Here is a 17,657-nt window from a genome sequence, read left to right on the forward strand (position 1 = left end):
ACTTTTTACACAATGAATTTTCCATTTTTTTTATTTCATTATGCAATTTATACAGTACAGAAATAAGTTTTTTCTGGTTTTTGACTTGCAAATACTTGTTTTTCAACCTTTTCTCACATTATAACTATTTACGACTCTCTTTGTGAATATCTGTTTACGTTCTTCCCAAAGCACATTATCGTTAATATAATAACAATCATTTCTGTTTTTACAGTTTCAACTTCGCGAATGCATCTGCAAATGCAGTATTCACCGGCTCTTCTTTTTGCTGTTTCAAATACCTCTGTACATCCTTTTTGCTCACGCCTGCACCTTCTTTTTCCCGTCTCGCCTTAAATGCTGACATCTTTTCTTTATGACCGCAAGTATTACATACAAATTGTTCTTCATCCCCTTTTTTGATGATCTCCATCTTCTTATGACATTGCGGGCATCTTGCATTGGAAATCCTTGCAACCACCTCTTTATGTCCGCACTCTCTGTCCTGACATACAAGCATCCTTGCATTCTTCCCGTTTACCGCGAGCATCGGTTTCCCACAATCCGGACACTTTTTATTTGTCATGTTATCATGTCGGAATGTTCCGGTTCCACCTTTGATCTCGTCGATGATCTCCACCGTATATCCTTTGATCTCCTGAAGGAAGGTTTCTTTTCTTAGTTTCCCTTTTGCAATATTGGAAAGCTTCATTTCCCAGTCTGCTGTTAATTCCGGTTTCCGCAAATCTTCCGGCACAAGTTCCAAAAGCTGTTTCCCCTTCGACGTAATGTAAATCTCTTTTCCACGCAATTCCATCAGATAAGAATGGAATAGCTTGTCGATAATGTCCGCTCTTGTAGCAACTGTTCCAAGCCCTCCGGTCTGGCCTAATGTTTTAACCGCCTGTTTATCGCGGGATTCCATATACTTCACCGGATTTTCCATGGCAGACAATAATGTTGCCTCATTAAATCTTGCCGGCGGCTTTGTCTTTCCACTGGCCATCTGCACCTGTTGTACGGGAAGTGCTGCCCCTTTGTTCACTTCCGGAAGTGACTGTTCTGACAACTGTTCTTCCACATCTGTCTCATCTCCGTCTCCCAGTTCATAGACTTCTTTCCAGCCCGCATGTTTTACGATTTTTCCTCTCGCAGCAAATCGTTCTCCTGCCGCTTTCCCAAGCAATGTCGTCTGCTCATACTCAAACGGCGGATAGAGAACACTCAAAAATCTGCGGACAACGAGATCATAAATTTTTCGCTCCTCGTTTGTCATATGCTCCAACTGCACAAACTGCTCGGTCGGGATGATCGCATGGTGATCGCTTACTTTCTTGTCATCCACAAATGATTTGTTGACCTTGATCGGCTTCATAATCAGGCTTCCCGCAAGCTTTTTATATGGACCTACACTTACTGCTCGCAGTCTGTCTTTCAAAGTGTCAACCACATCATTTCCGATATATTTGGAATCTGTTCTCGGATAGGTCAATACTTTATGGTTCTCATACAGGCGCTGCATGATGTTCAATGTCTCTTTTGCGGAGAAGCCAAATCGCCTGTTGGCATCTCTCTGTAATTCTGTCAGGTCATATAATCCTGGCGCAAATGATTTCTTCGCAGATTTTTCCACCTGTTCCACGACCATAATTTCACCATTCAAATCTTCTGCCAGCTTTTCTATTCGTTCTTTTGAAAATGAACGGTAGCTTCCCGACTTTTGATCCTGCCATGTCCACTTGATTTTTCCTGCCTGCACAGTCACACCATAGTACTCTTTCGGCTGGAATGTGCGAATCTCTTCCTCCCGCTTTGCAATCATCGCAAGTGTCGGTGTCTGTACACGCCCGCAAGACAGCTGCGCGTTGTATTTGCACGTTAACGCTCTTGTTGCATTGATTCCTACAAGCCAGTCCGCCTCTGCTCTTGAGACTGCCGCTGCGTACAAGTCATCGTACTTTCTTCCATCCACAAGCTTTGCAAATCCATCTCGGATTGCCTTATCTGTCACGGAAGAGATCCAAAGTCTTTTGATTGGCTTGTGGCAATTTGCTTTTTCCAGAATCCATCTTGCCACAAGTTCTCCTTCACGTCCGGCATCTGTGGCGATAATAATCTCTCCCACATCTTTCCGAAACATCTGTGCTTTCACCGCATTGTACTGTTTTGCCGTTTTCTTAATAACAACCAGTTCCATCTTCTTAGGCATCATCGGAAGCACCTGCATGTTCCACTCCTTGAATTTTTTATCATACCCTTCCGGATCCGCAAGTGTTACAAGATGTCCTAATGCCCATGTAACGATATATTGATTTCCTTCAATTGCCCCGGAAATATTTTTATTACACTTCAGTACTCTGGCAATATCTCTTGCCACAGACGGTTTTTCTGCAATTACTAATGATTTCATTTTGTTCTCCTTTTTCTTCGATCAGCTTTTGACACTATTGCGGTACCCGACATAGGTTGCAGCCAGATATAAAATATACACAAGGAAAAATAGTCCAAGTGATGCACTAATCGTGCTTATCAGCATTCCCGCTCCTGTGTACGCTTGAAAGAGCTGATTGAGGGATAGTGTACAGCAGATACTTAGTGGAATCGGAAGCACCAACGGCATTAGAAAATATACTCCGACCTGCCTTCGTATAATTTTCTCCACCCCCTCTTGGGGCATCCCAAGTTCTGATAAAATCCGGTATCGTTTTCCATGTTTTTCTGATTCGCTCAATTGTTGAACTGCCAACACGGTAAGTGCTGTACAGCAAAAAATGAGCGCAATATAAAACATAGAAAAAGAAATAATCGTAAACATAGTCCGGTTTTCCCCCAGCACTGCTCCTTTTACATTCACATTTCCGACCGGAATGTAATCTTCGCCGTCCATCTCCTCTCCGTCTTCCAATGGTTCTATAATTCTGCACAGATTCTCATAATCTTCCGGTGCTGACTTTTTCTCTGTATCTGCCACGTACACAGCTTCGTAAATATCCAGTTTCTCAGCATACTCATCCGGCAAAACAAGGATGAGATAAGCCCCCAAATCTCCCTCCAGTGCAAAACCTTCTGTATAGCATGCCTGATAAGAGAGTGTCTCCCCCTCTATCTGAAATTTAGGCTGTTCCTTGTCAAGAACTGTTTTCACACCGCTGACTCCCTGCACAATAAAGTGTCCTTTTTTCAAATCTATTTTTTCATAGCCAAGCTGCTTGCGCATCTTGCAGTAATCACTGTATGCCATGACCGTATCATTTCCCCAAAACGACATTTCAACCGGTGTTCCATCTAAATATTTCCCGACCTGATTTGCTCCGCTATCATAAACCATAAACGAATGTTCCTGAGTTACACCGCCAAGTTTTTCATCAAGATACTCTTTTTCTTTTATAAAAGAAGGATCCCCTTCTCTATCCCACATCATAATTTCATATGGACATACGGAATTGCCCTGCATATCAAAGAAATTTTTAAACAGTGTTGCAATCTGAGAGAACGAAAGCGTCAATGTAAGCAATAACGCAAGTGTCCCAAGCGTCATACTCATCGTATTAATCTTAGACGAAAGATTTCGGACGAGCACAAGTGTACCTGCATTCTTCTGTTTTGCCTTTCGATTCACAAAAAAACGGATCAGTATATGAGAAACAGAGATATAAAAACAATAGATGCAGACGATAAAACAGGTGAAAAAGATTCCGATTGCTCCCATCTGCACATTGTCTCCGTTTTGAAATGTCAATTTACATACAATCGCCCCTGTGATGCCTGTGAGCAAGGCAATTGTCATCAAAATTATATCACCTTTTTGATGTTTTACAAACACAATTTCGTTCTGCTTTTCTGCGTGAAGTAAATCATATATTTTCATCTTCCCGATTTTACGTTTCATGCGCAAAAGAGAAAAACAGTAGATCAATATAATATAAAGAATTGTCAGCGCAAATGCTTTCACAGAAAATACAAGTTTCACTTCATATACTGCCTCAAAAATATGCATGATGATCATTGTGAGCACCTGATATAAAAATGTTCCGAATATCATCCCCAGCAAAAATGAGATTCCACCTATTATGATATTTTCTGCCAGAAACAATCTTGTAATTGCACGATTGCTGATTCCGAGCACCATATATGTGCCGAGTTCTTTGCTCCTTCTGTGCAGCATGAATTTTGTCATATAATGTACAAGCCATCCTATTACGAACACAACAAGAATTGAAATAAATACAACCATATATGCAAATGTGAGCATCATACGATTGAGCATCATGATATCTTCGGAAAATACAATCATATTGAATGCGTACATCAAAGCAAATGCGATTGTAACTGTTATGATATAGATACGATAATCCCGAATGGAACGGAACGCATTTCGAATTGCAAGTTTACCTAACATCAGTCAAGTCACCTCCCAAAAACGTCATCACATCCATGATTTCGTGGAAAAATTCTTTTCGTGTCCGCTCCCCTTTATACAGCTCATTGAACAATTTCCCATCGCGTAAAAATAGAATTCTGCTACAGTAGCTAGCCGAGAAAATATCATGTGTCACCATCAGAATCGTCGTCTTCATAGTACGATTGACTAACGCAAAACTTTCAAGCAGCATGCTTGCAGATCTGGAATCCAATGCACCCGTCGGCTCATCCGCAAGAAGAAGTTTTGGCTTATTTATCAACGCTCTTGCACATGCACATCTTTGTTTCTGCCCTCCGGATACCTGATATGGAAATTTTTTCAAAACATCTCCAATGTCGAGTCTCTCAGCAATTCCACGCACCTGTTGTTTTACCGCTTTTTCATCCACGCCGGAGATCATCGGCGCTAATGCGATATTCTCTTCCAGCGTCAGCGTGTCTAAAAGATTGAAATCCTGAAAGACAAACCCTAAATTTTCCTGACGAAACACAGCCATCTTCTTATCCTTTAATTCTGTGATATCCGTATCTTCAAGATAAATGTGTCCGCTTGTCACACGGTCAATCGTCGAGATGCAGTTCAGCAGCGTACTTTTTCCCTATCCTGTCAAGTTATATCCAAAAAAAATTGTCGATTTTTGCAATTAAAAGAAACCATTCTTATCGCTTCTTCTGTACTGGAAAAGGATTTTTCCTTTCCAACTCCTGTCCCTGCATTTCCATCTTTTTTATAAAGATGTGCTGCTGGCTGTCAGTTTCATATTGAATTGCCACACCAAGACCTTTTTTCATAAATGCAGCAACTCCCATATCTACAAAAGCCTCCTGCCCTTCTTTCTCCTGAAAACTGATTTTAGGGAAAGCCCCGGATAATTTTTCCCTAATATACAGTTCCATTTTTTCCAAACTCTCAAATGGCATAGCCTGTACTCTTTGTAATAGCTCCTGCAAACGTTCCTCTCTCATAATACATCTGCAATGATCAACACCAAATACCATAGCAAGGCTGTGTCCGCAATCCCAAGATACATGAATCTGTCCGGCATCATCTACAAACTGTACGGTTCCTAAATCACCGGGACTCAGTTTTACATACGGATCAGCTTCCATATCTTCCAACTCTACCCGACACCCCGGTGGGTACATATTTCTTAACACAATTCTTTCCGCATTACTTATCACTGTTTTCTTCCTTTCTCCAATCCGGCTACCGTCCCAAAGACTTATCTGGGACATTTCCCTCCAACAAATACTCTCTTTCTTTATTCCATTCCAGCACCTTTTCCATAGCAGCTTCCAACTGGTCTTCTGTCGTTTCTCTTGTATAGGTTCTATATTCCTGAAAATAGTCTTCCAAAGTGTTCTGCTGTATCTCCAGTTCCTCTTTATCATAACAATCCGGCTCTTCCAGCTCCTTCAACTCCTGCAAGATTTCCCAGCATTCCAAAACACTGTCTATCTCCCGCATTTCAAGCAGATAAGATAAAAATGTTTCCTCTGGCATAATACTGAAATAGCACCGGTCAAACCATTGCTCAATATACATGCGTTCATCAGAACCATTGGTATGTGTACCACAAATCAAATCTGCAACAAAGTTTTCAAATAGTTCACCGATTGATAGCCCAACTTTTCCAGACTTCCTACAGAGCTCTTCTACCTCATCTTGATACAACCTGATAGAAATAGTCCGCTTCAGGCTTTTTTCATAGGGTTCTATATCTTCCCCTGTCTCGCAGAAATGCAGATATGTATCCGTATAAATGTTTTCCATATCGCAAAATCTCCGGCTCATTGCCACATAATCTTTACTTTCCCGGTCCCATTCCAGCCGGTAATGATGTTCCCTTGCATGTTCCTCTAAATCTTTCCGTATGATATTTCTGGTTGCTTCCGGCAACTCCGCAATAAAAATGCTTGTATCTGGAACTGCTAATACTCTTTCTTTTACCACATTTGTCCTCCTTACTTGTAACTATTTCTTGCACGCGGCAAATTCCCCAGTACGTCCATATAGAGGATAATTCCCTGCGAGTCCAGATGTACGGTAATAAATTTCTGTATTTCCTGTAACAGATCATGATCAGAAAACCCAGCCTGGCAGCCAATAAAATTCCTGATTTTTTCTACAATATCCCGTTTACGGAACTCTTGTAACACCAGAATCGGAATCGTGTGCTGACCTCCCATAGCATTATATGCTAGCTTTTTTCATAGTCTTTCCGTAAAATATGTTTCAAGATACATGGCTCTTCTCCCCTTCCTTCTTTTCTAAATTTTCTTCTAAATAAAAGAAGAGGAAGGCACCGCAGCGTTTTCCTCTTCTTTTATTAGTCTTTTCTGACTGTATAATCGTATTATAAATTACTTAGCATTACCGGCTGAAAATTTTTAATATCTAACCTTTTTGCAAAATATTCCATATTATCTAAATCACTTTCTGAGAAATATGAAATATACCATTTACACGAATGTAATACTCTCTTTCTAATCTCAACAAAATAATCCATATCTACAGAAGATAACGAATGACCTAATATAAATATTTCATTTATATTTATAAGAGAGTCAAAAAAATTTTGATTCATTTGTATAATACCAAACGTATCTTTATATGTCTTTTGAAAATAGGCTTTAATGATTTCTTTTGTTTCAGTTATTCTAAAATCTTCATCATCATCTTGTATATATATTCCATGTTCTTCCGCTGCATTAAATGGAGAAACAGCTCCGTACTGAAAAGTAGAAATATCATGATGTCCCACTACAAGTTTCTTACTGCTCAGGGCTTTTCCATGAATGTATAAAATATTCTCAGCAGGTACTTTATATGCTCTTTCTAATGTATCCGTATAATTAAAATTTAGAATCTTACACGTATTATTTATTATACGCTTTGATACCAAAGGTAAAACGTTTGTATCTATTTGCTCAATCCATTTCTTAAAATAATATGGAATATAAGATGCAAATGCCAAATCCTGCTCAACCATAAATTGAAAGTCATGATTAGCACTGTCTTTCCAATTTTCGTCACCATAATCAAGATAATATGAAGCATTTTCTTCTTGCACTTGATATTTATCTAATTCGCCTAAAGCCATTTCAAATTGAAACCACAATTCTTCTTCTGGTATATATTTACATATAGCTTCATAAAATTCACGAGCATATATTCTCAAATACTCCTTAAAATCATAATACGAAGTGGGCAAATTGTGTGCCCGATCAAAACCATTTCCTATAATAACCAATCTGTCCAATTTCTTTTCTCTCCTAGTAAATATGTTCCAAAAATGTTTGCACTGCTACACAAGCAGCTGTTAGACTTCCGATAAAAGCTGTTAAAGATACTATTAACGAAGAAGCCATTTCTAGCAGATGTACAATTCTGGAAACATTTTGATTTGTACTATTAGGAAACAGTAATCTCCTTACCTTCTGTATTAAAAAATAAAATGTTTTAATGAACGAGATAAGTATATAACACAAATAGGAACACACGATTATGCCCCCTATGCAAAATCCTATATCTCCCAAGTGAGATCCTTTTTTCCAATTAACAAGAATATAATGTATCTCCCAAGAAAATATAATTAAAACAGAAAATGCAGTAATGGCATGGATGCTTACTGTAACTATCTTTTTCTCTTTAGTTTCTCTCGATAAAGCAGGAAAACTAATAAACCAAAATGCAATACATGTTGCTCCTATTGATAAACGTGTTTCATTTGCTCCACCACTATATAAGGCTGGATATGCACCAATCGTTAACATTAAACATCCCATTAACAACAAACCCATATTAAGACTAAGTGCTATTTTCCTTTTATTTTCACGTATCAATGTACCCATTTTAAACATCTCCATTCGTATTCTATTTCTAAGTTAAATTATTAACCTATCATATTTTCTTTGGTTTTTATATTACTTTTAATGCTTATTTTTCTTTATATTTTATTGTACCACTTTTTCAATAATCTTCCTATATCTTATTTTCATAATGATGTCGAGAACCGCCAATACTCTTTCTTTTACCACATTTGTCCTCCCTGTTTGTAAACATTCCTTGCCGCCGGCTGGTTTCCCAATACGTCCATATAGAGGATAATTCCCTGCGGGTCCAGATGTACGGTCATAAATTTCTGTATTTCCTGTAACAGAGCATGATCGGAAAATCCAGCCTGACAACCAATAAAATCCCTGATTTTTTCTACAATGTCCGGTTTACGGAACTCCTGTAACACCAAAATCGGAATTGTGTACTGCCCTCCCATAGCATCATAGGGCAACGATTTCCGTAATTCTTCTAAGAGATGCCGGTAATAATCAACTACCACCTGGTCTGTTTTCCACGCTTTTTCCTCACAATCCCGGAGTAAAAAATCATACTCTTTTTTTGCCTGTTCCATTTCTTTCAGGATTTCTACTGCCTCCACAGAGCAATACCCTTTCTCTTCTATCAGCTCCATCAGTTCTTCCATAGAATATGTTTCAAGATACATGGCTCCTCCCCCATCTTCTTTGCCTAATTTTCTCCTAATACAAAGAAGAGGAAGACACCGCAGCGTTTTCCTCCTCTTTTATGAAATCTTTTTCTCTACCGGAATCCAGGACAATAAGCTCTCCCGGTTCTTTCTTATTCTACTGCTTCCAGAAATTCGTCCCTGTATTTCCATACAATTTCAATATGTTCCGGATCATAAAAATTTATGACTTCAATCAGCTCATGCAGAACTTCATAAGACAGCTCTTCCAATCCCTTATATTTTACAAAAAGTTGCAGTCCCTCTGATTTCTCCTTTTGTTTTTCCTCCTCCCCCTTTAAAATTTTTGCTTCTATCTCCTGTATCTTTTGCTGATAAGCTGCTATTTTCTCCATATAGGTTTGTTTTCGTGCCAGGTAATCCTTCAAAGAAATCTGTTCTTCTACATATTGTTCATATAGTTCCATTTTCTCCTGTTTGCAAAGTGCCAGCTTCTTTTCATATTGCTTTTTCCGATACCGGAGTTTCGGAATATTCAAAGTCTGATTGGCTTTCTTTAACTGCTTTATGGTATCCTCTGCAAGGGCTGCCTGCTGTCTTATCATAATTAGCACCAGTTCTTCCAACTCTTTCTGCTTATATTTCTTTGGATAACAGGAAGCATTGGGGGCTGTCGTAACACTTTTACAATAAATCGGCTTTTCTTTGTATTCTGTCCGTATCCGCATTTTCCGACCACAATGCCCGCAGCGGATCAGGCCTGCAAAAATATTCTCAGAAGACGGTGTAGACCCATGATATTTTCTGTCCTTCTGTACCATGTCCTGGACCTTCTGAAGCTCCTGCTCCGTTACAATCGCTTCGTGTCCTCCTTTTACGCAAATCCAATCCTCTCTTGAAATATATCGGTACTCTCTTTTTGACGGAACCCTGGTTTCTGTTTTCCCTCTTACCGTCAGTCCTGCATAAACCGGATTAAACAAAATCAGCTTTACTAAATTTCCGTCCCAGAATTTCACAGATTTCTTTGCTTCCGGCGCCCAGCCTTTCCTTTGAAGATATACGGTAGGTGTTTCAACTTCTTTTTTATTCAGGTCCCTGGCAATGTCTGCATAGGTCTTTCCTTCCAACCTTTGGTCGAAAATCCCCCTTACAACGGAAGCTGCCTCCGTATCCAGATGAAGTTTTGTATGAACACCGTCATGGAAGCAATATCCGTATGTTGGGATTGAACCATGATATTGTCCCATTTCAGCCTGTTTCCTCATAACTTTTTTGATATTGTCGGAACAAATCTGGGGATAAATCCCATTGATTAGGTTCTTAAATTTAATCTCCGTATCCTTTCTTTCGGAAGGTTTCTGGCTGCTGTCATAAAAATCATTGATTGAAATGAAACGCACCCCAAGGAACGGAAATATTTTTTCGATATAGTTTTGTGTTTCTATGGTATCCCTTCCCAGGCGGCTCAAATCTTTGACAATGATACAGATCCGTTTTCTCCTGGTAATCAGCCCCATCATGCGCTTAAATTCCGGGCGGTCAAAGGTTGTACCGCTGTAACCATCATCTACAAAGAAGAAAACCTTTGCCCCTGCAAATTCCGGCTGTTTTTCTACAAAATGCTGGATCAAAAGCCTTTGATTTTTAATGCTGTTGCTTTCCTCCATTTTTTCTTTATCATCTCTGGAAAGACGCAGATAAGCAAAAATAAAATCATACTGCATACGGAAGACCTCCTTCCATATTGACCAGTTCTTTTTCCAGCTCCTTTTCAAATAAATCCCCAAACCAGAACACGATTTCCACATAGTCTTTGGAATATACCGTAATCTTTTCAATAAAGCGGTCAGCAATCCCTTTCTCTATCTTCTGGAATCTTTGGTACTTTAGAAGTTCCTCTGTCCAGTCCATTCTTGCCTTCACCTGATCTAACAGGTTCTGTCCACGAAGCTGTACCTGCTTCATATTCTGCTTGGCTGCTTGCTGTTCTTCCTGATAGATTGATTTAATCTCCTGATATTCCTTGCAGTCCAACAGTCCGGTAGCATAATGCTCAAACAAGATTTCCAGTTTTCTTCCATATTTCTCATACTTCTGTCTGGCATTTTTTATTTTTTCTGCTACCTCCTGCTCCAGCTTTTGATAAAACTCTGCACCATAGGTCTTCTTACTTTCCACAGCAAGCTGGATCTGGTAGCGGAGTGCTGCCTTGACTGCCTGATTGATGTAGATTTCATTCACCGTGCGGAAACATTCCGTATGATCTGTAAGGGAAAAAGAAGGGCATTTATAAACCATATATTTATGTTTCTCATTGCCTCCGCTCCTGCACCTTCCAAGGCGTTTTCCGCAATGTCCACAGAAAATTCTTCCCTTAAAAGAACCATCTGCCCCCTGTTTTTCTTTTGGGTTTGCAGCCCAGTTATCTAACGTATCTTTCCAGCGTTCCTTTGCAATTTCCTGTGCTTTTTCATAAATCGCCCGTTCCACAACTGCTTCCCAGGCATTTTCACACACTTCCCACTGCTCTTTTGGTATCATCTGAAGAGGAATATTCTGTGCAAGCATCTGTTTTGTTTTCCCATAAACAGCAGCACCAATGTAAACGGGGTTCTGTAAAATCTTCCTGATACCGTCTGATCTCCATAACCGCCTTTTTTCCGGCTCCTTTCCCTGTTTCCTTTTCTGATAGCTGTCCTCCGGTCCTAATACCTTTCTGCCATTCAGTTCCCTTGCTATATCATAGCTTGACATTTCTTCAAACACATACCAGTAAAAAATCTGCAGGATTATTTCTGCCTCCTCTGGTTCCGGCACCAGCTTCTTGCTGTTTTCCTCTGCCCTTTGGTATCCATAAGGAGGTCTGGAACCCCAGAACTCTCCCCGCTCCCTGGACAGCCGGTGTGCCTGTACCAGTTTCTCTGAAACTTCCCTGGCATAATAATCATTCATAAAGTGCTTCAAAATATTGGTGGTCCGGTCTTCTACACAAGCCGGGTTCGCACTGTCATATTCGTCCATAACGGAAACAAACCGGATATTTAAAGTTGGGAAAATTACATCAATCAAATCTACAGCATCTAAGGCGTCCCTTCCAAACCGGGCAAAATCCTTTACAATGATGCAGTCAACCTTTTTATTTGCCACATCTTCCATCAACTCTTCAAATGCGTTCCTTTGGAACGTTGTACCTGTCACACCATTATCCGCATAGACTTTTACCACCAGCATTTCCGGGTGTTTCTTTGCGTAGTCTTCACAGATCTGTTTTTGGATATAAATGGAATCCCTTCTGCCATGCCCTCCGTCCTTTTCGGAAAGCCTTACATAAATATAGGTTCTCAGATACTTCATTTCCGGCTTGCTGCTTTGTCTTTTCTGTCCTCTTTTGCTTACCTTAGGCACTTGCTTCCGCCCCCTTTCCTTTCAGGAAGGCTTCCACATGCTGATCCGGCTTTGCTCTATTTACCGTTTCCAGCAGTCCCAATACCTTTTCAAATTCATCTTCAAACCAAAAATGAATGATAATGCGCTTCTGCTCATATACCTCAATCCGTTTGACCAGGTTTACCAGCATTAAGCGGTCCACTTCCGTCCGGTCCCGGTATTCCAGAAAATATTCCAGCCACTCCTGCTGTTTTTCAAGGGTTTCCTGCAAGTTTCGGATTTCCCTTTGCTGGCACTCCATTGCCTGCCGGATTTCCTCTAAAGACTGGTCATACTTTGCTTTGAAGGTTTCAAATTCTGTCCGGTCCAGGATTTCTTCTGCAAAACTGTCATACAGTTTTACTTTAATGTTTAAAATCCTCTGGCTCTCCTTTTCCAGCATCTCCAGTTTTTTGTCTTCTTCCAAAAGCCGCTGTCTTGGGATTGAGGCAGTTTTTACATACGCCAGTATCTCTTTCAGCTCCACCAGAACAGAAATATAATGCAGGATTGCCTCTGTCACAGCTCCTACCAGTTTTTTCTCACTGATACTATGGGAACTGCACTGCTTTTCATAAAGGGAAGTCGAACATACATAATAGTGGTGGACTTTATCTGGGCTTTTCAGTACCATGCTTTCTTTACAGTCCCCACATTTTACCAGGCCTGAAAGAAGCGCTAGCCCCTTTGCACCTCTCATGGTATCCATTTTCATCAGGTTGCCCACCACTTCATATTGGTGTCTATTGATAACCGGCTCAAAAGCATTTTCATACCGTATCCACTCAGCTTCCTCTTTGTGGATCACAACCTTTACTTTATGGTTTGGCGTTGTGGTTTTTCCCTGTATCAGCACTCCGGTGTAACGTTCATCAAGAAGGATACGACGCACCATAGTTGGCATCCAGACCGGTTTTTCCGTCAGACGGAACCCTGTCTTTAATTTCTGTTTTAAATATACCTGCTTATACCGAAGAGGCGTCAAGATCCCACGCCGGTTTAATTCTTCGGATATATCCGTCAGGCTGTAGCCCTGCATTTTCATGTGGTAAATATCCCGTACAACAGAAGCTGCCACTTCGTCCATGACCAGCTTATGTTTATCCTCTTCGGATTTCAGATAACCATAAAAAGCAAAAGGCGCTACACACTGCCCGGCTGTCATTTTGACATACAAATGGGAACGCACACTTTTGGAAGTATCCGCAGGGTAAAGGTCATTGATTAAACTTTTAAATCTCAGGGTAAGGAAATCACGATTTGGCGTGAGGCTGTCATAATTGTCATTGACAAGGATCAGGCGCACACCCATTTTCGGCAGGATACGTTCCACATACTGTAAAACACCGGAAAAGTCCCTTCCATAACGGGAAAGGTCTTTGACAATAATACAGTCTGCTTCCCCCTCTTCCAGCATACGCAGCATTTCCTGAAAACCGGGGCGGTTAAAGTTTGTGCCGGTATATCCATCATCTACACATTCTTTTACCACCTGAATTTCAGGGTGGCTCTTTAAAAAGCTATGGATTAGTATCCTCTGGTTTGATATGCTGTCGCTTTCCCTGTTATCACCATCTTCGTCAGAAAGGCGCAGGTAAACAACCGCACGATAGATTTTTTTAAGTATTTGATTTTTCATTGTATTCGCTCCTATCATTTAGATTCGTCAGCCGATTCCCTAAATGATAGAGGCTACTGGGTCCTTGCCATCATCCTACCATAGTCCAGAAGGTTTGTCCACCCTGTAATCTGCCAACAATCCGCTTTCTTCCCTATCCCTGTCGTGGCTTTACCATTTCATCTGCACAAGGCTTTGCATGGCTTCCTCTATGGTACGGTTGGTAGAAGCAAACCCAATCTTTATGGTGATCCCCTTATATTTCAGAAAATAAGGGTTCTTTCCGGACTCCAGGATTTCCCGGACCTTCTCCGGTTTGCTCTTTTTTACATCAATCTTCAGTTTCTCTACATCTTGTATCTCTTTCGGGTCAATGTCCTCAAACGTCATTTCCCGCATCTTCAGCAGTTCTTCCCGCGAGAGCATTATATCCCTTCCCTGGTACAGCAACTGCACAGATACGCATCTAAGTCCTGCTCAAATTGTTCCTGTTTCTCCCAGGTGTGCATTAAATACTGTTTCAGTCTGGCATAATCTAAAATCCCATAACCGATACAGTCTATCTGCACCTGAAAAGACTGGAGCAGTTCCATAGTCTGTAAAATTTCTTCCGGACAATAGGATAACCTGCTAAGCCCGGATACCACAATCACATCAATCATGCCTTTTCCTGCAAGCACTGCCAGCCTCTGCCAGTTTTCTTTTTCTATGGAATTACCACACCCTACACCTTCCAGTAAAGTAACCACATGGTATGTCTGCTGTTCACAGTAATGCAGGCTTTTTTCTTTTTCATAATACAAAAGCCCGGCACATGGAATGGGAATATCCAGATACACTGCCGCCCGCTGGGGACTGTTCCTATTTTCTATCTCTTTTTTTCCTTTGCAGATCCATGCAGGGAATAACATTCCTCCCTGAAAGATCTCTTTATCTTCTGAAAACAGTTTTTGTAACATCTCTCTATTCATTGCTCTGCCTCCTCTTTCTTTGGCTCCTGTTTTCATTCCAGGGCTATAAAGAAACCGGCGTTTCCCCATAGCCCTAAAATGAACCCATTTTACACACCATACTGGCAGGGCTTTCCCTGCCAGCATGTTTTTTATTTTCTCACCCCGGTGTGAACGGGAGCATGTAGGACCGGCCCGGCTGGCCGCCTGACACCCTGCAGCACCCTTTCCCGCTGCAGCATGTCCCAGACGCTACCCTGGTTGCAGTGTTTTATGCAAAGGTATCATTATCATTCGGCTTTCAGACTGCCTGCCACCCACAGCCTATGTCCGGGCGCTGCTCACACTTTCCCTTCATCTTCTACGATTCCTTGTTTGATCCGCTTCTTTTCTGCCTTACCTGCTGCCACTGCGGACAAGTGTATCTTCGCACAGCTCATGACCCTGCATCATACAAAATAGAATGTGCCGAAATGTTTTGTGTCCTTTAAGATATTTCTATAGATTAGCGTCAGAAATGACACGTTTGTTTTAAAAAAATATCACCATACTGATATTCAGTTTTCAAGGTTCTTCCCGGCTGAAAACATCAGCCTGCCAAAAGACACCATAACCCTGATGTGTTTTGGCAGACTGTTTTCGGTCTGCATTTCTCTTTATTTTTTTAACCGGATAATCATATCTGCCCAAAATTCCGTACATGCCTGCCGCATCAACTCCAAAAGCCGGTCTTCGGTAATTCCCGTAATCACGTTCTCTTCTTTCTTTTCCGGTTTTGGTTCCGGTACTTCCAGTGCTTCCTCCCGTATCTTCATTGTGAGCATGGATAAGGAAGGGGAATTGGCACAGTTGATAAAACCGATATAATGGTTCACCACATCATAATCACCTCTGCAGCTTCGGACAATATCAAACGCATGGCGGATTGCCCGTTCTACCCGCTGCCCTGTCGTGCCATGTTGCTGGGCCACCTTAAAATACAGATATGTCGTTTTAATCTTGCTGTCTTCTTCCAGAAGCAAAACACTGTCTACAATATAGCCAAATCCTTTTACATTGGCAGGCATTCCCATTTTAAATAATACTGCTTCCACCTTTTCTCTTGATAACATTTCCCTTTTCCTCCCTATCTGTATTCTCACTTCCTGCTGTCTTGCTGATATTTCTTTAGCCCTTTCTTAATTCCCTCTATGGAATAGATCAAAAGGTTAGTTTCTCTTTCATCACAATCCTGTACCAGATACCAGATTTTTTCCTTCAACATCATATCTTTTTTCGCTGTACCCATGTGTATAAAGTGTTCTTTTATGGGAATATCCATAGCTTCCAACAGCCGGATATAAGTTTTCATTCCCATAAGTCTGGCATGTGTTTCAATCTTCGCCAGATGTGATACGGAAATATCTGCTTTCTCTGCAAGCTGCTCCTGAGTCAGTCCCCTGGATTCCCGCAAGGCTTTTATGGCATCTGCTACAATATAAAGTTCATTCTGCATTCTTTTATCTCCTCGTTGATTACAGGCTCTATTATAATTACAAATCCTTTCCCTGGTAATGGACTATGGAGGCAAGATTTCCCAGTTTCATTACCATTTCTTTCCTTTTTTGGTTTTAGAGATTTATTATATCTGAACGAGTTGAAAACGATTTTTGCACCATTTACGAAAAAGCACTGCATTATCTCTTCAATTAGGCATAAAAAAGGAGAGAACGTCACATATCGACTCCTCTCCAATAGCTTCTATTCATCTAAGATATTTGCCAATACATAGGCTTACTTGTTTTTTCTTTCCAGGAACCTCCGTATCTCTTCCACACTATCTAATATGGGAATGAACGGGGCAGACGGGCTGCATACTGGATCTTGACTGGACAGTTCCAGTGCATTAATAAATGCTTCTGCCTTTTTGGGGTCTTCAATCACAAGCTCTGTAAGGATACTTGATGTAGCCATATAGAAAGCACCTCTTTTCTCTCATATCTTAAAAAATTCTTTCGTAAGAAGATCCTGCAGTATTTTCTATACGCCAAGACCTGTACTCTCCATTTTTATTTATGTAGTAAAGTTTGATCCAGCATGTTTTTAATTTCATCTGGAAGACCGTCTACCGTTGCATTTTCATCTAAAAACAGTAAATTTGTATATTTTTTCGCATCATTCGGCGCTGAAAAAATATGAGTTACTGTATATGCTGTTCTACTTTTAGAAAAGCAATCTTCATCTCGCAGCGATTCTACTACAAAGCAATCGCCCTTTTGCTGCCCCTTATCATCATACTCTTTATTTAAGCATAGAGTAAAATTAAGATCTGTTGTGCCAAACTTATAAGTTCTCGTGTCTGTGACAATCTCTTCCAGCATAAATCCTTCTGAGCCAGCCAGCATTGCAATCTGTCCGATATGCTTAATCTTACGCTTACACAATGAAAAAGGGTGCTGCGGTGTAAAAAATATCTGCGAAGCCTGAAGCATTTTTTTTGCTGCATAACTATAAAACTTTTTTGCTGAAAGGTTCGTGGCCACACCTGTCAAGTGCCTAAAATTGGCAGCTTTATAAAGCACCTCAATATATCTGCCTTCAAATACATATAGAAATCTTTTACCTACTAAATGCTTCCTATACAGATCAGCAGCTACTTTAATCTCCTGTACAATTTTCTCTCTATCCTGTTGTTTTCCCATCTATCTTTTCCCAATCATCACTATAGTATAAAAAAACAGCACTGGACAACTTTTTTGTTATCCAGTGCCCATAATCTTAAAAAGCGGTTTT

17 protein-coding genes and 1 pseudogene are annotated in these 17,657 nt (G+C 40.5%); all 18 read right to left on the reverse strand.

The features are described 5' to 3' along the window. Window positions 1-208 precede the first annotated feature (208 nt). Complete coding sequence (locus AC6I5B_RS14745; protein WP_497773432.1) at window positions 209-2,389, reverse strand: DNA topoisomerase III; 2,181 nt, start codon at window positions 2,387-2,389, stop codon at window positions 209-211. Window positions 2,390-2,410: 21 nt separating this feature from the next. Next, window positions 2,411-4,378: an ABC transporter permease gene (locus tag AC6I5B_RS14750; RefSeq protein WP_497773433.1), complete on the reverse strand. Its 1,968-nt coding sequence runs from the start codon at window positions 4,376-4,378 to the stop codon at window positions 2,411-2,413. After that, window positions 4,368-5,000 (reverse strand): annotated as a pseudogene (locus AC6I5B_RS14755) (ABC transporter ATP-binding protein); the annotation flags it as partial. The pseudogene AC6I5B_RS14755 and the gene AC6I5B_RS14750, both read right to left, overlap by 11 nt. A 61-nt stretch (window positions 5,001-5,061) precedes the next feature. After that, entirely contained in the window at window positions 5,062-5,637 is a 576-nt protein-coding gene (locus AC6I5B_RS14760) for a DUF4314 domain-containing protein (protein WP_173724840.1), read from the reverse strand. Further along, on the reverse strand, window positions 5,609-6,355 hold the full coding sequence (locus AC6I5B_RS14765; RefSeq protein WP_195956084.1) for a hypothetical protein: 747 nt from the start codon (window positions 6,353-6,355) through the stop codon (window positions 5,609-5,611). The genes AC6I5B_RS14760 and AC6I5B_RS14765 overlap by 29 nt, the downstream gene beginning before the upstream one ends. 11 nt (window positions 6,356-6,366) lie before the next feature. Continuing rightward, the gene (locus AC6I5B_RS14770) at window positions 6,367-6,591 is read right to left on the reverse strand and encodes a hypothetical protein (RefSeq protein WP_021651974.1); all 225 of its coding nucleotides are present in this window, start codon (window positions 6,589-6,591) and stop codon (window positions 6,367-6,369) included. Between the two features lie 167 nt (window positions 6,592-6,758). Then, window positions 6,759-7,664: a bacteriophage abortive infection AbiH family protein gene (locus tag AC6I5B_RS14775; RefSeq protein WP_021651973.1), complete on the reverse strand. Its 906-nt coding sequence runs from the start codon at window positions 7,662-7,664 to the stop codon at window positions 6,759-6,761. A 13-nt stretch (window positions 7,665-7,677) separates the two neighbouring features. Then, window positions 7,678-8,256 carry a hypothetical protein gene (locus AC6I5B_RS14780; RefSeq protein ID WP_044961781.1) on the reverse strand — a complete coding sequence of 193 codons (579 nt, stop codon included), beginning with the start codon at window positions 8,254-8,256 and terminating at the stop codon, window positions 7,678-7,680. A gap of 179 nt (window positions 8,257-8,435) precedes the next feature. Further along, on the reverse strand, window positions 8,436-8,906 hold the full coding sequence (locus tag AC6I5B_RS14785) for a hypothetical protein (RefSeq protein ID WP_044961779.1): 471 nt from the start codon (window positions 8,904-8,906) through the stop codon (window positions 8,436-8,438). A 134-nt stretch (window positions 8,907-9,040) separates the two neighbouring features. Then, window positions 9,041-10,615 (reverse strand): recombinase family protein, encoded by a 1,575-nt coding sequence (locus tag AC6I5B_RS14790; RefSeq protein ID WP_021651970.1) that lies wholly within the window; start codon window positions 10,613-10,615, stop codon window positions 9,041-9,043. Beyond that, window positions 10,605-12,296, reverse strand: coding sequence for a recombinase family protein (locus AC6I5B_RS14795; RefSeq protein WP_195956085.1), 1,692 nt, complete (start codon window positions 12,294-12,296; stop codon window positions 10,605-10,607). The genes AC6I5B_RS14790 and AC6I5B_RS14795 overlap by 11 nt, the downstream gene beginning before the upstream one ends. Beyond that, complete coding sequence (locus tag AC6I5B_RS14800) at window positions 12,289-13,956, reverse strand: recombinase family protein (RefSeq protein WP_173724837.1); 1,668 nt, start codon at window positions 13,954-13,956, stop codon at window positions 12,289-12,291. The genes AC6I5B_RS14795 and AC6I5B_RS14800 overlap by 8 nt, the downstream gene beginning before the upstream one ends. Window positions 13,957-14,106: 150 nt before the next feature. Next, on the reverse strand, window positions 14,107-14,334 hold the full coding sequence (locus tag AC6I5B_RS14805; protein ID WP_143143383.1) for a DUF6870 family protein: 228 nt from the start codon (window positions 14,332-14,334) through the stop codon (window positions 14,107-14,109). 26 nt (window positions 14,335-14,360) lie between these two features. Further along, the gene (locus AC6I5B_RS14810) at window positions 14,361-14,906 is read right to left on the reverse strand and encodes a recombinase family protein (protein ID WP_158555572.1); all 546 of its coding nucleotides are present in this window, start codon (window positions 14,904-14,906) and stop codon (window positions 14,361-14,363) included. A gap of 635 nt (window positions 14,907-15,541) precedes the next feature. After that, window positions 15,542-15,997 carry a sporulation initiation factor Spo0A C-terminal domain-containing protein gene (locus tag AC6I5B_RS14815; protein WP_117689893.1) on the reverse strand — a complete coding sequence of 152 codons (456 nt, stop codon included), beginning with the start codon at window positions 15,995-15,997 and terminating at the stop codon, window positions 15,542-15,544. Window positions 15,998-16,023: 26 nt separating this feature from the next. Continuing rightward, the gene (locus AC6I5B_RS14820; RefSeq protein ID WP_118340130.1) at window positions 16,024-16,380 is read right to left on the reverse strand and encodes a helix-turn-helix domain-containing protein; all 357 of its coding nucleotides are present in this window, start codon (window positions 16,378-16,380) and stop codon (window positions 16,024-16,026) included. A gap of 278 nt (window positions 16,381-16,658) precedes the next feature. Then, window positions 16,659-16,838, reverse strand: coding sequence for a hypothetical protein (locus AC6I5B_RS14825; RefSeq protein ID WP_118340128.1), 180 nt, complete (start codon window positions 16,836-16,838; stop codon window positions 16,659-16,661). A 95-nt stretch (window positions 16,839-16,933) separates the two neighbouring features. Next, entirely contained in the window at window positions 16,934-17,566 is a 633-nt protein-coding gene (locus AC6I5B_RS14830) for a PBECR4 domain-containing protein (RefSeq protein WP_026648508.1), read from the reverse strand. Between the last annotated feature and the right edge of the window lie 91 nt (window positions 17,567-17,657).

The organism is Faecalimonas nexilis, from assembly GCF_059731825.1.

Bases quoted from the DNA above. Each gene is read 5' to 3' on its own strand.
- AC6I5B_RS14745 (WP_497773432.1), bottom strand. From the start codon at position 2,389: ATGAAATCATTAGTAATTGCAGAAAAACCGTCTGTGGCAAGAGATATT.
- AC6I5B_RS14750 (WP_497773433.1), bottom strand. From the start codon at position 4,378: ATGTTAGGTAAACTTGCAATTCGAAATGCGTTCCGTTCCATTCGGGAT.
- AC6I5B_RS14760 (WP_173724840.1), bottom strand. From the start codon at position 5,637: ATGTCCCAGATAAGTCTTTGGGACGGTAGCCGGATTGGAGAAAGGAAG.
- AC6I5B_RS14770 (WP_021651974.1), bottom strand. From the start codon at position 6,591: ATGGGAGGTCAGCACACGATTCCGATTCTGGTGTTACAAGAGTTCCGT.
- AC6I5B_RS14780 (WP_044961781.1), bottom strand. From the start codon at position 8,256: ATGGGTACATTGATACGTGAAAATAAAAGGAAAATAGCACTTAGTCTT.
- AC6I5B_RS14785 (WP_044961779.1), bottom strand. From the start codon at position 8,906: ATGTATCTTGAAACATATTCTATGGAAGAACTGATGGAGCTGATAGAA.
- AC6I5B_RS14790 (WP_021651970.1), bottom strand. From the start codon at position 10,615: ATGCAGTATGATTTTATTTTTGCTTATCTGCGTCTTTCCAGAGATGAT.
- AC6I5B_RS14800 (WP_173724837.1), bottom strand. From the start codon at position 13,956: ATGAAAAATCAAATACTTAAAAAAATCTATCGTGCGGTTGTTTACCTG.
- AC6I5B_RS14805 (WP_143143383.1), bottom strand. From the start codon at position 14,334: ATGCGGGAAATGACGTTTGAGGACATTGACCCGAAAGAGATACAAGAT.
- AC6I5B_RS14810 (WP_158555572.1), bottom strand. From the start codon at position 14,906: ATGAATAGAGAGATGTTACAAAAACTGTTTTCAGAAGATAAAGAGATC.
- AC6I5B_RS14815 (WP_117689893.1), bottom strand. From the start codon at position 15,997: ATGTTATCAAGAGAAAAGGTGGAAGCAGTATTATTTAAAATGGGAATG.
- AC6I5B_RS14820 (WP_118340130.1), bottom strand. From the start codon at position 16,380: ATGCAGAATGAACTTTATATTGTAGCAGATGCCATAAAAGCCTTGCGG.
- AC6I5B_RS14825 (WP_118340128.1), bottom strand. From the start codon at position 16,838: ATGGCTACATCAAGTATCCTTACAGAGCTTGTGATTGAAGACCCCAAA.
- AC6I5B_RS14830 (WP_026648508.1), bottom strand. From the start codon at position 17,566: ATGGGAAAACAACAGGATAGAGAGAAAATTGTACAGGAGATTAAAGTA.